At 70.0% G+C, this 14,813-nt stretch carries 10 protein-coding genes; 3 read left to right on the top strand and 7 right to left on the bottom strand.

The genetic code is table 11. The features are described 5' to 3' along the window. Positions 1-5 precede the first annotated feature (5 nt). Positions 6-1,691, top strand: a complete 1,686-nt coding sequence (locus tag AW272_RS15525) for a ribonuclease J (RefSeq protein ID WP_066365013.1) — start codon at positions 6-8, stop codon at positions 1,689-1,691. A gap of 325 nt (positions 1,692-2,016) precedes the next feature. Here the strand turns inward: AW272_RS15525 and AW272_RS15530 are convergent, their stop codons facing one another. Next, positions 2,017-3,579, bottom strand: a complete 1,563-nt coding sequence (locus tag AW272_RS15530; protein WP_066365020.1) for a DHA2 family efflux MFS transporter permease subunit — start codon at positions 3,577-3,579, stop codon at positions 2,017-2,019. Positions 3,580-3,661: 82 nt separating this feature from the next. Next, entirely contained in the window at positions 3,662-6,901 is a 3,240-nt protein-coding gene (locus tag AW272_RS15535) for an AfsR/SARP family transcriptional regulator (RefSeq protein WP_066365022.1), read from the bottom strand. Positions 6,902-6,941: 40 nt separating this feature from the next. Between AW272_RS15535 and AW272_RS15540 the strand changes: the two genes are divergently transcribed. Continuing rightward, positions 6,942-7,454, top strand: a complete 513-nt coding sequence (locus tag AW272_RS15540; protein WP_066365025.1) for a DUF402 domain-containing protein — start codon at positions 6,942-6,944, stop codon at positions 7,452-7,454. On the opposite strand, the gene AW272_RS15545 is transcribed toward AW272_RS15540, so the two are convergent. From AW272_RS15545 to AW272_RS15555, 3 genes are read right to left on the bottom strand one after another with little or no spacing between them, the layout of a single operon-like run. Beyond that, positions 7,447-8,940 (bottom strand): MFS transporter, encoded by a 1,494-nt coding sequence (locus AW272_RS15545; RefSeq protein ID WP_066365028.1) that lies wholly within the window; start codon positions 8,938-8,940, stop codon positions 7,447-7,449. The genes AW272_RS15540 and AW272_RS15545 overlap by 8 nt on opposite strands. A 21-nt stretch (positions 8,941-8,961) precedes the next feature. Beyond that, complete coding sequence (locus AW272_RS15550) at positions 8,962-10,236, bottom strand: RNA polymerase sigma factor (protein ID WP_083958355.1); 1,275 nt, start codon at positions 10,234-10,236, stop codon at positions 8,962-8,964. Next, positions 10,236-10,574 (bottom strand): YciI family protein, encoded by a 339-nt coding sequence (locus tag AW272_RS15555; protein ID WP_066365030.1) that lies wholly within the window; start codon positions 10,572-10,574, stop codon positions 10,236-10,238. The genes AW272_RS15550 and AW272_RS15555 overlap by 1 nt, the downstream gene beginning before the upstream one ends. Before the next feature lie 120 nt (positions 10,575-10,694). Here AW272_RS15555 and AW272_RS15560 point away from each other — a divergent pair, with 120 nt between their 5' ends. After that, positions 10,695-12,098, top strand: a complete 1,404-nt coding sequence (locus AW272_RS15560; protein ID WP_245657562.1) for an aldehyde dehydrogenase (NADP(+)) — start codon at positions 10,695-10,697, stop codon at positions 12,096-12,098. Between the two features lie 59 nt (positions 12,099-12,157). Here the strand turns inward: AW272_RS15560 and AW272_RS15565 are convergent, their stop codons facing one another. Together AW272_RS15565 and AW272_RS15570 are read right to left on the bottom strand one after the other, a co-directional pair. Beyond that, positions 12,158-13,375, bottom strand: a complete 1,218-nt coding sequence (locus AW272_RS15565) for a pectate lyase family protein (RefSeq protein WP_439649150.1) — start codon at positions 13,373-13,375, stop codon at positions 12,158-12,160. A gap of 143 nt (positions 13,376-13,518) precedes the next feature. Then, a complete protein-coding gene (locus AW272_RS15570; RefSeq protein WP_066365039.1) occupies positions 13,519-14,808 on the bottom strand; it encodes an ABC transporter substrate-binding protein in 1,290 nt (429 codons plus the stop codon). Positions 14,809-14,813 lie beyond the last annotated feature (5 nt).

The following is a 14,813-nucleotide window of genomic DNA, read 5'->3' on the forward strand; positions in this document are numbered from 1 at the left end:
CGTGTATGAGTCATCCCCATCCGGAACTGGGTCCGCCTCCGGCCCTACCCGAAGGAGGCTTGCGGATCGTCGCCCTGGGCGGGCTCGGGGAGATCGGCCGCAACATGGCGGTCTTCGAATACGAAGGCCGGTTGCTGATCGTCGACTGCGGGGTCTTGTTCCCCGAGGTCGACCAGCCCGGGGTCGACCTGATCCTGCCCGACTTCGAATACATCCGCGATCGCCTCGACAAGATCGAGGCCGTCGTCCTGACCCACGCCCATGAAGACCACATCGGCGCGGTGCCCTACCTGCTTCGCGAGCGGCGTGACATCCCGCTCGTCGGGGCCAAGCTGACGCTTGGGCTGATCGAGGCCAAGCTGACCGAGCACCGCATCCAGCCGGTCACGGTGGAAGTGGTCGAGGGGGAGCGGCGCCGGTTCGGGCCGTTCGAGCTGGAGTTCTTCGCGGTCAACCACTCGATCCCCGACGCGCTCGCGGTCGCCGTGCGGACCCCCGCCGGCATCGTCCTGCACACCGGCGACTTCAAGATGGACCAGCTGCCGATGGACGGCCGCCTCACCGACCTGGGCGGATTCGCCCGGCTCGGGGCCGAGGGCGTCGACCTGCTGATGTCCGACTCGACCAACGCCGAGGTGTCCGGGTTCGTCACCAGCGAGCGTGACATCGCGCCGGTGATCGACGACGTGATCCGGGTCGCGGACAAGCGCATCATCGTGGCCTGCTTCGCGTCCCACATCCACCGCGTGCAGCAGGTCGTCGACGCGGCCCAGAAGCACGGCCGCAAGATCGCCCTGGTCGGGCGGTCGATGGTCCGGAACATGGGGGTGGCCCGAGAGCTGGGTTACCTCAAGGTCCCGGCCGGGCTGCTGGTCGACTCGCGGGAGATCGAGGAGTGGCCGCCGGAAGACGTCGTCCTCATCTGCACCGGTTCGCAGGGCGAGCCGATGGCGGCGCTGTCCCGCATGGCCAACCGCGACCACCCGATCCGCATCGCCGAGGGCGACACGGTGCTGCTGGCATCGTCGCTGGTCCCCGGCAACGAGACGGCGGTCAACAAGGTCATCAACGGCCTGACCCGGTGGGGCGCCAAGGTCGTGCACAAGGGCAACGCCCTGGTGCACGTGTCCGGCCACGCCGCCGCCGGCGAGCTGATGTATGTGCTCAACGCCACCAAGCCGTCGAACTTCATGCCCGTCCACGGGGAGTGGCGCCACCTGCGCGCCCACGCGAAGCTCGCGCGGCTGACCGGCGTGCCCGAGGAGAACATCGTCATCGCCGAAGACGGGGTCGTGGTCGACCTGGTCGACGGTCAGGCGAAGGTGACCGGTGCGGTTCCGGCCGGATACGTCTTCGTCGACGGCACCTCGGTCGGCGACATCACCGAGGTGGCGCTGAAAGACCGGCGCATCCTGGGTGACGAGGGCTTCATCTCGATCGTGGTGGTCGTCGACTCGACCACCGGCCGCCTCACCGGCGGTCCGGAGATCACGGCGCGCGGCTCGGGCATCGACCCCGACTCGCTCGACGCGGTGATCCCCCAGATCGAAAAGGCGCTGCAGGAGACCGCGGCGGCCGGCGTGGCCGACGTACAGCAGATCCGTCGCATCCTGCGCCGCACCGTCGGCCGCTGGGTGAGCGACACCTACCGCAGGCGTCCGATGATCATCCCGGTGGTCGTGGAAGCCTGACCCGAACGCCACAGTGGCCCTTTCCCGAAAGGGAAGGGCCACTGTGTTGTCACGTCGAGAGCCGGGCGAGAGCTCCAGCCCTTCCACGGGCCGCGATGGATGCGGCGAGGCGCCCGCTTTAAAAGCCAAAGCCTCTTCATCCGTTACGGCTCCGCCTGGCCGGCACCGCCCACCACCGCCTGCCCCCACCGCATCCGGCGCCAAGCGGCCGCGATCCATCCCGCCGCAACGACGGCTTTCCGGGGCGGCACATCAAGGCGTCACCGAACTTCCGGCAAGACACGGAGAACGGCCCTTCCCCCGTGGGAGGGCCGTTTCCTCGTGATCAGTGGACGGGCTGCTCGACGTGGCCGGTGTCGTCGAGGATGACCTCGGGGATCTCCTTCGGGGTGCCGCGCAGGGCCCACAGGCAGGCGAGGGCCAGGACGATCATGGTGATTCCGCCGACCATGAGGGTCGAGTGCATCGAGTCGACGTAGGTGCGCTGGGCGGCCTCCAGGAGTTGGGCGCCGATCGAGGTGGGGAGCAGGGACGCCACGTGGACGGCGCCGCCGAGCGACTCGCCTGCCACGGTGGCGGCGTCGGCGGGGACTCCGCTCGGGATGATCAGGTTTCCGGTGTAGAGGCCGCCGAGGATGCTGCCCAGGATGGCGATGCCGAGTGCGCCGCCGACCTCGGTCGCGGTCTCGGAGATGGCGGACGCCGCTCCGGCGCGCTCCCGTGGCACCGATGCGATGATCGTGTCGTTCGTCACGGCGAAGGTGAAGCCCATGCCGAGGCCGGCGATCGCCATCGGGATGAGCATGAAGCCGTAGCTGGTGTCGACGTCGATCAGGCCGTAGAGGAAGAATCCGATCGAGGTCAGGGCGAGGCCCAGCGCGACCATCTTGGCCCGGCCCAGGGCCATGACCAGGGCGCCGGCGAAGCCGCCGGCGATCGCGGCGCCGATGCCGCCCGGGAGGCCCGCCAGGCCGGCGATCAGCGGGGACCAGCCACGGACGAGCTGGAAGTACTGGGCGAAGGCCACCGAGATCGACAGCATGCCGAAGATGATCGCCACGTTGGCGCCGACGGCGCCGGAGAAGGCGCGGACCTTGAACAGCCGCACGTCGATCAGGGGCTCGGACAGCTTGGTCTGACGGCGGACGAACACGACGAAGGCGATCAGGCCGAGCGCGGCGGAGATCCAGACTGCCGGGTCGGCGATGCCGTCGTGGGCGGCGACCTTGATGGCGTACACGATCGAGATGACGCCGACGATCGACAGCGGGACGCTGACGATGTCCAGGCGGCCGGGGCGGGGGTTGCGCGATTCGGGCAGGACGAGCGCGCCGCCGATGACCAGGGCGATCGTGATCGGGACGTTGATCAGGAAGACCGAACCCCACCAGAAGTGGGCGAGCAGGGCGCCGCCGGCCACCGGGCCGATGGCGAAACCGAGAGCCGAGACGCTGCTCCAGATGCCGACGGCGGAGGTGCGCTCCTTCGGGTCGGTGAAGACGTTGCGGATGATCGACAAAGTGGACGGCATGATGGTCGCGCCGGCCACGCCCAGCAGCGCCCTGGCGGCGATCAGCAACTCGGGAGTGGGGGCGTAGGCGGTCACTGCGGACGCGGCGCCGAAAGCGACGGTGCCGATCAGCAGGAGCTTCTTGCGGCCGATGCGGTCACCGATGTTGCCGAACGTGATCAGCAGGCCGGCCAGGGCGAAACCGTAGGCGTCCAGGATCCAGAGCAACTGGGTCGCGGACGGGGTCATGTCCTCGACCAGTCGCGGGGTGGCCATGTGGAGAACGGTCATGTCAAGGGCGAGCAGCAGCATCGCGAGGCACGAGATGACCAGCGTGCCCCACTTCTTCCCGGCGGTGACGGGGGTGGTGGAAGTCATGGCCCCAGCCTCAAGGAGGCCGCTGACCTGCGGCTGACTGCGCACTGACGCCGCTGACAGAACGCTGACGGAGTCCTGACGGTCAGCTGGGTGGGGAGAGTTCCAGGACGACGGGGATGAGGCGGTCTTTCGGCATGGACAGGCCTCTCGCGTGGGCGGCGGCGAACGTCGCTTCGCCCAAGATCGCGCGGCAGCGGGAGACCAGTCTCATCGGGTCGGGTTCGTCGCTGGGGAGGCCCTCGCGGAGGGCGGTGCTGATGCCGAGGAGGGCCGCCGCGCCTGTCGGGTCGTCGCGGAGGAGGACGGCGCCGGCCAGGCCTTCGGTGACGCGGGCGGCCTGGAGGCGGTTGCGCTGGACGTACACCGAGGAGAGGGCCTGGCGGTGGTGGTGTTCGGCGCTGTCGGGGTCGCCTTCGCCGTAGGCGGTCCAGCCCAGGGTGAGGTGGGCGGCGACGCGGATCTCGTCGAGGCTGAACCAGTCGCCGCCGCTCTCGGTCAGGTCGGTGAGGACCTGTTCGGTGAGTTTCCTGGCCTCGGACAGGGAGCCGTGCAGGCGGGCCAGGTCGGCCAGGCCGATGTGGGCGCGGCCGATCAGCTCGATCGCGCCGGCGTGGCGGGCGAGTTCGGCGGCGTGGGAGAAGTCGGTGTGGGCGCGGGCGCGCATCTCCGGGGCCGCCGCGCCCGATCGTTCGGACAGGACCAGGGTGTTCTGCGCCCGGCGGCAGAGCAGGTCGGCGATGTCGACGGTGGTGCCCAGGGTCTGGACCAGGTCGAGGGCCTGGCTGATGAGGTCGAGGGACTCCTGGCGGCGGCCGGTCCACTCGGCGATGTCGGCCAGGCCCGTGAGGGCCATGGCCATGCCCCAGCGGTCGCCGATCTTGGTGAATCCCGTCAGCGACGGGAGGAGGTGTTCCTCGGCCCGGCCGGGATCGCCGTCGAACAGGGCCAGCAGACCCCAGCCGAACCGGGACAGGGCGCGCGTCCACGGGTCGAGGTCGAAGGTGGCCTGGATGGCGATCAGTTCCTCGGCCATGGCCGGATCGGGCGGGCCGACGGCCTGGGACCAGAGCACCCAGAGCAGCGGCTGGCGGTTGGGCGCCCGGAATCCTTCCATCCAGGCGGCGACGCGCTCGACCTGGGGGCGCAACTCGGGGGTGGGGCCACCGCCGACGATCGCGCTGAGGACGCACAGGGCGAGCTCTTCGGACATCTCGGGTTCCGGGCCCAGACGGGTCAGGAGTTCGCGGGCGCAGGCGTCCGACTCGCTGCGCAGGCCGCGCAGCCACCAGAAGCCGGTCAGGCCGGAGAACAGCAGCAGCGCGTCGCCGGGGTCGGCCCGGCGGAAGGCGGCCAGCAGGTTCTCGTGGTCGGCGTCCATCCGGCGCAGCCAGTCGAGTTGGCCGCCCGTGCGCAGGTGGGGGTCGGCGGTCGTGACGAAGTCGAGGAAGTAGGCGACGTGGGCCTGGCGGAGCCGTTCCACCTCGCCCGCTTCGGCGAGTTGTTCGGCGCAGAACGCCCGGATCGTGTCGAGCATCCGGTAGTGGGTTCCGGCGACCTCGATGAGCGACTTGTCGGCCAGGCCCGCGAGCAGGTCGAGGACATCGTGCGCGGGCAGGCCGCAGACCTCCTGCGCCGCTTTCAGCGTCGCGCCGCCGCGGAAGACGGTCAGGCGGCGGGCGAGGGTCCGTTCGTCGTCGTCGAGCAGGTCCCAGCTCCAGGCGATCACGGCGCGCAGGGTGCGGTGTCTGGGTTCTGCGGTACGGCTGCCGCGGGCCAGCACGGCGAACGGGTCGGTCGCGTCGGCTATGTCCGTCACCGGGAGCGTGCGGACCCTGGCCGCGGCGAGTTCGATCGCCAGCGGCAGCCCGTCGAGGGCGCGGCAGATCCTGACCACGGCGTCGAGTTCGCTCGCGTGGGCCGTCTCCCAGAAGCCCGGTTTCACGGCGGCGGCGCGGTCGGCGAACAGACGTACAGAGGGGTAGGAGAGGGCGTCGGCGGGGTCGATGCCCGACGGCGGGAGGGCCAGCGGCGGGATCGGGCGCAGGCGCTCGCCGGTGATGGCGAGGGGTTCGCGGCTGGTGGCCAGGATCCGCAGGCCGGGACAGGCGGCCAGCAGGCGTCCGGCGAAGGCGGCGGCGGCCTCGACGAGGTGTTCGCAGTTGTCCAGGACGATGAGGATCGGGCGGTCGCCGATGCCGGCCGCGATGCGGTGGAACGGGTCGGTGACCGGCTGCGCGTCCTGCCGTAGCAGGCGTCCTTCCCGCAGGCCGAGCGTGCTGAGGACGGCCTGGGGAAGCTCGGCGCCGTCGGCCAGGGCGGAGAGTTCGACGAAGTAGACGGGGGTGTCGACGTGGGCGCAGGCCTCGGCGGCAAGGCGGGTCTTGCCGGTGCCGCCGGGGCCGGTCAGGGTGACCAGACGGGCGGTGGAGACCAGTTCGCGGATCGCGGCGAGTTCGGTGTCCCGGCCGACCAGGTCGGTCAGCAGAGTGGGGACGCCGACGCGCTCGTGAGATTTCGGGCTGTGCGGGGACGAGCCTGACGAGTCGGCCGTCTGTCCGGAGGCGACACGCGTGTCCCCGGCAAGGGCGGTAAGCGCGGATCCGTGCGGCGTCGTATCGAAGGGGGCCGACTGGCCTTCGCCGCGTAGGACAGCCATGTAGGCGGCCGTCAGTTCCGGTGAGGGCGTCGTGCCGAGTTCCTCGTCGAGGAGACGTCGGGCCTCTTCGTAGGCGGTCAGGGCCTCGGCGGGGCGGCCCAGGGCGGCCAGCACTCTGATGTGGCGGGCGCGCAGGCCCTCGTGGAGGGGGTGGCGGGAGATCATCTCGGGCAGGCCGGGGATGATCTCCGTGCCGGTGAGAAGGGCGGGGATCGCCTCCTGGGCGTCGATCATCCCGAGGAAGCTGGTCAGGTGGAGTTCGGTCAGGCGGGCCGCGGCGGGGGCCAGGGTGTCGGGGAGGCCGTCGAGGGCGGGGCCGCGCCACAGGGACAGGGCCTCGGTGAAGTGGCCCGCGGCGGCCAGGCGTTCGAAGCGGTGGGCGTCGACGTCGTCGGGGGCGGCGTCGAGGCGGTAGCCCGACGGGGTGTGGGTGATGTGGCCGCCCAGTGCGGTTCGGAGCCGGCTGACCTGGGCCTGGAGGGCGTTGACCGCTCCGGCGGGAGGCGCGCTGCCGTAGAGGACGTCGATGAGGCGGGTGGTGGTGACGACCTTGCCGGCGTCGAGGGCGAGGGTGGCGAGGAGGGCGCGTCCGCGCGGGCCGCTCAGCTCGACGGGGGTGCCGTCGTCGCGGCGCACGTCGAGGGGGCCCAGAATGGCGAAACGCATACCTCTGATTCTGTCCCACCTTCGGTTAAGGTCGGATGACGTGACGGACCTGGCGATCGTTTACCGCAAATACGACGGTTCCCTGCACTGGAACTTCCCGGGTGTCCTCCTCGGTGAAGACGAGCACGGCGTCTGGACCGGCCACCGCAAAGGCATAGTGGGCCGCAAGGGGAACGTGCCGAAGTTCACCTACGAGTTCCCCTTCGTGATGCTGTTCCCCCGGGACGCGTGGTGGACGGCCTCCTTCAACGCCTGGCCGCACGAGACGGCCGTCTACGTCGATGTGACCACCCTCCCGGACATCACGGACACCGAGATCACCATGATCGATCTCGATCTCGACGTGATCCGCAAGACCGACGGGCGGATCTTCCTCGACGACGCCGACGAGTTCGAGGAGCACCAGGTCCTGTTCGGCTATCCGCTCGACGTCATCGAGCAGGCCGAACAGGCCGCCGAATGGCTGATGGACGCGGTGACCAACCGGCGGGAGCCGTTCGGCCGCGTCCATCAAGACTGGCTGGACAAGCTGGAGGGGCTCGTCATCAGCTGATCAGGACCGGTTCCTCCTCGGTGACGGAGACGACAGGGACGTCCCGGAACGCCAGCCACACCAGCAGGGCCAACCCGGCGAAGACGACCGTCCCGACCGTGGCCACCACGACCAGCCCCGAGGTGAAGGCCGTCCGGGCGGCTTCCATCAGCTGTTCGCCGGCCGCGCCGCCGAGCCGCTGGGCGGCGACCGACGCTTCGGCGATGCCCTGCCTGGCCGCCTCGTCGGGGACGGTGAACGACGAACGGTAGACGTAGACGGCCAGGCTGCCCAGGGTCGCGATGCCCATGGCCACGCCGAACTCGCCGCCGGTCTCCGACAGGGACGCCGCGGAACCGGCCTTCTCCGGCGGGGCCGAGGCCATGATCAGGTTCATCGTCAGAGCCATCGTGGGGGCGATGCCGATCCCGGCCAGGCTCAGGCCGACGACCACGGTCGCCACGCTGGTCTGGGTCTGGACGAACATCCCGATCGCCGCCACGACCAGCCCGGCCGTCATCAGAGTGGCGGGCCGGATCCTGGCGGCCAGGCGTGGGGCGGTCATCAGGCCGGCGGCCATCGCGACGGCCTGCGGGACCATCCACAGCCCGGCCTCGAGCGGCGACAGACCGGCCACGCTCTGCAGGTAGAGGGAGGTGACCAGGGTGATCCCGGCCATCACCACGCCCAGGGTCATCGAGGTGCCGAGGGCGCGGCCGAACGAGCGGTTCCCGAACAGCTTCAGGTCGAGCAGCGGGCTGGTGAGGCGTGCTTGGCGGCGTACGAAACAGAATCCCGCCAGGAGCCCTGCGGCGACCGCCGCCAGTGCCGTCACGTGGACACCGGTCCGGGCGATCTCTTTCAGGCCGTAGATGACCGGCAGGATCGCGGCCAGCGACAGCGCGACGCTGGTCAGGTCGAGGCGACCGGCCTGCGGGTCGCGGTATTCGGGCAGCAGCACCGGGCCCACGACCAGCAGCAGCACCATCACCGGCACGCCGAGCAGGAAGGCCGAACCCCACCAGAAGTGGTCGAGCAGGGCGCCGCCGACCAGCGGGCCGAGGGTCATGCCGGCCATGAAGCAGGAGAACCAGATGCCGATCGCCCCGGCCATCTCCTTCGGATCGTGGAACATGTTCCTGATCAGCGCCATCGTCGACGGCATCAGCGTCGCGCCGGCCACCCCGAGCAGCGCGCGGGCCGCGATCAGCGTCTCGGCGCTGGTCGCGTAGGCCGCCGCCACCGAGCAGACCCCGAAGGCCGCCGCGCCGATCAGCAGGAGCCTGCGGCGGCCGATCCGGTCTCCCAAAGTGCCCATGGTGACCAGGAATCCGGCCAGCATGAACGAGTAGATGTCCAGGATCCAGAGCTGCTCGGTGCCGGTGACTCCCAAGTCGCGGCTCAGGTGGGGGAGAGCCAGGAACAGGACGCTGACGTCCAGGGACAGCAGCAGGGTCGGCAGGGCCAGCACCGTCAGGCCGAGCCATTCGCGGCGGGTCGCCTTCATCGGAGGTCTCCTTCGTGTCGTCTAACCTCCCGACGAGCGCCCTGCGGCCGAATCGACAACTTCGGCGAGACGACTTTCGAGGAATTCCCTTTCCGCCGCGTTGTCGGCCAGCGCGATGGCGGCGCGGTAGGCCTCGGCGGCGTCTTCGAAGCGCTTCAGACGGCGCAGGAGATCGGCCCGGATCGCCGGAAGGTACTGATAACCGGCAAGCCGGTCGTCTTCCCCCAGCCTTTGGACCTCGTCAAGTGCCGTCGAAGGGCCGTCGACCATGGCGACCGCCACCGCCCGGTTCAGCGCCACCACGGGGGAGGGCCAGATTCTCAGCAGTACGTCATACAGCGCGACCACCTGTTTCCAGTCGGTCGTGGCGGTGCTCGCGGCGATCGCGTGCAGCGAGGCGATGGCCGCCTGCACCGCGTAACGTCCCACCCGGCCGGTCCGGAACGCCCCGACGGCCAGATCGCGGCCTTCGGCGATCGCGGCCCGGTCCCAGAGCGAGCGATCCTGATCTTCGAGGATCACCAGCCGCCCGTCGGCATCCGTGCGTGACGCGCGCCGGGCGTCGGTGAGCAGCAGCAACGCCAGCAGCCCGCGCACTTCCGGCTCGTCGGGCATCAGAGCCAGCAGCATGCGGGTCAGCGCGATCGCGCGGTCGACCAGGTCGGCGCGCACCAGTTCGCCGCCCGAGGGGGCGGTGTGGCCGGTCGTGTAGAGAAGGTGGATCACCGACAGCACGGCGTCGAGCCGCTCGGGGAGGTCGGCGGCGCCCGGCACCCGGTAGGGGATCCGGGCCGCCGTGATCTTCTTCTTGGCCCGGGTGAGCCGGGCGGCCATGGTCGGCTCGGGCACCAGGAAGGCCCTGGCGATGTCGGGTGTGGTCACGCCGCACACCAGCCGCAGGGTCAGCGCCACCTGGGCCTCGCGGGCGAGGGCGGGGTGGCAGCAGGTGAAGATCAGCCGGAGTCGGTCGTCGGGGATCGCGTCCTCGTCGTCGGTCAGGTGCATCTCGGTCCCGTCCGGTTCGGAGTCGGGTTCGACGAGCAGGGGCATCTTCGAGCGGAAGACCTTGTCCCTGCGCAACAGGTCGAGCGCCTTGCGTCTGGCCGTCTGGGTCAGCCAGGCACCCGGTTTGCGGGGGACGCCGTCGCGCGTCCAGGCGTCGAGGGCGGCGATGTAGGCGTCCTGGACGCATTCCTCGGCGAGGTCGAAGTCGCCGGTGACGCGCGCCGTCGCGGCGAGCACGAAGGCCCACTCGCGACGGTGCGCGTCGGCCACCGCCTGTTCGATTTCCTCCATCAGGCGGGCGGGTTGAACAGCGGCCGGACCTCGACGCCGCCGTCGATGCAGGCCGGGTTGAGCTTGGCGATGGCCAGGGCGACGTCCAGGTCGGGGGCCTCCAGGACGAAGAATCCGGCCACGACCTCCTTGGCCTCGGTGAACGGGCCGTCGGTGACGACGTCGCCGCGGATCGAGGTGGCGGTGGTGCTGGGCTCCAGCGCGAACCCGGTGACGATGGTGCCGCCGAGTTCGGCGACCTTCGGGCCGTAGCCTTCGAGGAGGGCCACGTAGTCGGGAGTGAGGTCCATCGGGTCGGCCGGGGCGGGCGAGTGGATGATGACCGCGTACTGGGGCATTTGACGTCTCCTTGATTCGTTTCGTTCCTCTGCCTACCCGACGCTCAGGGTCCAGCGGAATCGACAACCGGCCGAGAAGATCTTTGTAAAAATGTCATATATTACTAAATGGAGGTCTCGATGATCAATGAAGCTGCCCGCGCCGGCGAGATCTGGCGTACCCGCCCCGCCGCCGAACGGGCCGAGGTTCTCGACCGCGTCGCCGACGCGCTGCTCGCCGCCGAGAACGACCTGTGGCCGGTGGCACGGGAGGAGACCTCCCTCCCCGAGGCGCGGCTGCGCGGTGAGATCACCCGGTCGGCGGTCCAGTTCCGGCTGTTCGCCGACGTCCTGCGCGACGGCGGGCACGTGGAGGCGATCATCGACCACGCCGACGCGTCGGCGGCTCCGCCCAAGCCCGACGTGCGGCGGATGTTCCAGCCGGTGCCTGGCGTGGTCGGGGTGTTCGCGGCGTCCAACTTCCCGTTCGCTTTCTCGGTCGCGGGCGGCGACGTGGCCTCCGCGCTGGCCGCCGGGTGCGCGGTCGTGGTGAAGGCCCACCCGGGCCACCCGGCCCTGTCCAGGCTGGTCGCCGAAGTCATCAAGAGCGCGCTGCCCGACCCCGACCTGCTCGGACTGCTCGAAGGGTTCGAGGCGGGGCGTGAGCTGGTCCAGCATCCGCTCGTCTCGGCGGTCGGGTTCACCGGGTCGCTGCGGGGCGGGAAGGCGATCCAGGCGCTGATCAATGAGCGGCCCGACCCGATTCCGTTCTACGGCGAGCTCGGCAGCGTGAACCCGGTCGTCGTGCTTCCGTCGGCCATCGCGGATCCCGCACGCGTCGCGGAGGGTTTCGCCGCCTCCCTCACGCTCGGGGTGGGGCAGTTCTGCACCAACCCCGGGCTGCTGTTCGTGCCCGACGACGCCGAACTGCTGAAGGCCATCACGGCCGCGGTGGCGGCGACGACCGGTGGGACGATGCTGACGCCCGCGATCCGGGAGGGGTTCGAGACCGGCGCCTCCTCTCTCGACGGGAAGCTGACCGAGCTCGCTCGCGGGCTGGCCGGGCCTGCCGAGGGGGCCGCCGCGCCGCGTGTCTACACCGCCGACCTGACGACCTTCTCCATGGGGCTGCCCGAGCTGGCCGAGGAGTGCTTCGGGCCGTCGGCGATCGTGGTGACGTACACAGAGATCTCGGATCTGCCCGAGGTGCTCCGGAACCTGCCCGGCTCGCTGACGGCGACCATCCACTCGACCGACCCCGTCGAGGCGGCGCCGCTGGTGCCGGAGCTTTCGCGGCTGGCCGGGCGCGTGATCTGGAACGGGTGGCCGACCGGCGTCGCGGTGACGTGGGCGATGCACCACGGCGGACCGTGGCCTGCGAGCACCACCCCGATGCACACGTCGGTGGGGGCCACCGCGATCCGGCGCTGGCAGACGCCGGTCGCCTATCAGGACCTGCCCGACGCGCTGCTGCCCGCTGAGCTGCAGGAAGACAATCCGCTGGGGGTCGCGCGCCGGGTGGACGGGGTTCTGTCGGTGGCGTAGGGCACGGCGGACCGGTGACGGTTCCACGCCTCCCGCAAGTCGAAGCGTGGAACCGCCGGTCAGGGGAGCTTGCCCGCGCCCGCGTGCCGGGAGACGTCCTTGTGCACCTCGGAGGCGGGGTCGACGCCGGTGTGCAGCGTCGGGGTCCAGCCCGCGTCGGTGCCCAGGTCGGGGTCGTTGACCGCGTTGTAGGCGGCGATCGGGTCGAACGGAGTGACCTTGCCGCCGACCCGCAACAGGTCGCCCTTGGCCGTCAGCGTGGTGCCGCCCCAGTTGTAAAGGATCTTGGCCGGGTCGATGCCCCGGCCGAGCCGGTAGAAGTTGTTCTCGCTGTAGATCTGGGACTGCACGCCGACCCCGAGGGCGTAGACGAAGGCCGCCGGGTCGTACACCTCGTAGTAGTTGTTGTAGACGTGCACCTGGCCGAAGCGCACGCGCGGCAGCCGCTGCAGGGTGTTCTCGAAGTGGTTGTGGTGGACGGTCACCCGGAGTTTGCCCAGGTCCTGGGCGGGGTTGTTGGTCGAGCCGATCAGCATCGTCTTGTCGTGGCCGGTGAAGCGGTTCCACGACGCGGTCACGTAGTCGCTGCCGTTGGTGATGTCGAGCTGGCCGTCGTGCACCTGCCACGGGCGGCCGAAGTAGACCGGCTGCGCGCTGTCGGGGTTGGCGCCGTCGGTGAAGGTGTTGTGGTCGGCCCACACGTGGGTCGAGCCGGTCACCGAGATGTTGTCGTAGAGGGAGTTCCAGTTGCCCGTCGCGCCGTCGAGCGGGTCCCACTGCGGGAAGCAGTCGTGGGCGTCCTCGAAGGTGATGTTGCGGATGATGACGTTGTCGGCCTTGTCGACGTGCAGGTTCACCCCCTTGATAGAGGCGGACTTCCCTTCGCCGATGATCGTGGTGTTCGAGCCGACCTTGAGCTTGATCCGGGCGGTCTGGCGGGCGGCCGAGGCCGCGCGGGCGTCCTCCTGCGGGCCCGCCGGGTCGACGCGGCCCCACGTGGCGGGGTCGTAGGCGCTGAGGTAGGCCTCCAGCGAGTAGCCGCCGGTCACGTACGAGGAACAGGGCAGGTTGCCGTCGATGGCGCCCCTGACCTTGATGATCTTCGGGCTGGGGGCGGCGAGGGCCGCCACGAGCTGGTCGCGGGTCGAGACGGTGTGGACGGCGCCGCCGGACCCTCCGGTCGTGCCGGTTCCATGGGACGCCCAGCCGTCGTTCGGAGGGAGCCCCACGTCGGGGCCGGGCCCTGTCAGCGAAGAGATCAGGGCGAAAATGAGCATGCTGCGCATACGCGTGTCTCCTGGAAAGCGAGACGCGGACGGCCGAAGGCCGGCCGTGGCTCGCGTTGTGAATCTGCCTCAGAGATGGGAGCCCGTACGGCTCCCGCCAGGTCAGGAGGCGGGAGACGTACGGGAGAACGGGTTCAGCCGCCGTTGCGCTGCTTCCACTTGGCCTGAGCCTCGGTCAGTGCGGTCGCCATGCCGTCGAGGAAGTCCTTGGCCGGCAGGTCGCCGAGGAGGACCTTCTGGAAGTTCGGCTCGGCGTCCGTCTTGGTGATGGCGTTGAACTCCGGCAGGTAGTAGGGCATCTGCACCACGGTGGTCGCCGGATCGTTGAGCACCTCCAGGGCCGCCGAGATGTGCGGACGTTCCTTGATCCACGGTTCGGAGTTCACCTCGGTGTTGGCGGGCAGCACGCCCGTCTTGTCGGACCAGTAGCTGTTCATCGCCTTGCCCGCGGCGAACTTCGCGAACGCGAGCGCCGCGTCCTTCTTCTCACCGCTCGCGAACAGGCCGATCCCGGCGATGGGGTTGGACAGCACCGCGCGCGGCGCGCCGTCGGCGGGGCGGAACACGGGCAGCGCGGCCACCTTGTCGGCGCCGAGCGTGTTGACGTGGTCGTTGTAGGACCCCAGGTTGTGCTGCATGACCGCGATCGAGCCGCCGTCGAACTGGGCGACCATCTTGGCGTAGTCGTTGGTCGCGTCGGCCTCGGGCGTGGCGGTCTTGAACAGGCCGGCCAGGCGTTCCAGCGCGGCCACGTTCTTGGGGTCGTTCACCGTCGAGACGCCGGCGCCGGTGAACATCTCCTTGACACCCGACTGGCCGTACATGACCTCCAGCGCCTGGGCGATCGACCCCGCCCCACCACGGATCGTGAAGCCGTAGCGGTTCTGCGCCTTGTCGGTGAGCTTGCCCACGGCGTCGAAGAACTGGTCCCAGGTCTCCGGCGGGGTGATGGACTTCTCCTTGAACCAGTCGGTCCGATACCAGAAGACGCCCATGTTGGTGGACATCGGGACCATGTACGTCTTCCCGTCGGGCACCGTCCCCTTGACCGAGTTCACCACCTTCTCGTTCAGGGACAGTCCGGCCAGGTCGACCGGGTCGAGGGCCTTCTGGGCGACCAGGTTGGCGAGCATCGCCGTCGACACGCCGCCCGCGTCGGGCAGGCCGCCGCCGGCGATGGCGGTGTCGTATTTCTGCTGGACCTGGGCGATGGGGATGCCCACGTACTGGACCTTGATCTTCGGGTTGGCCTTCTCGAACTCGGCGATGATGTGCTGCCACACCGGCGTGCGGGCGGGCCCGCCGTTGTCGTCCCAGAAGGTGATGGTGGTCGTGCCGTCGCCGGCGGGAGCGGACTCGCCGCCGCATCCGGTCATGGTCAGACCGGCGCCTATCAACAGGGCACACAGCAGGCGTCTGGCCATCGTGT

Origin of the sequence: Herbidospora mongoliensis (genome assembly GCF_001570545.1) — a bacterium.
GTDB lineage: Bacteria > Actinomycetota > Actinomycetes > Streptosporangiales > Streptosporangiaceae > Herbidospora > Herbidospora mongoliensis.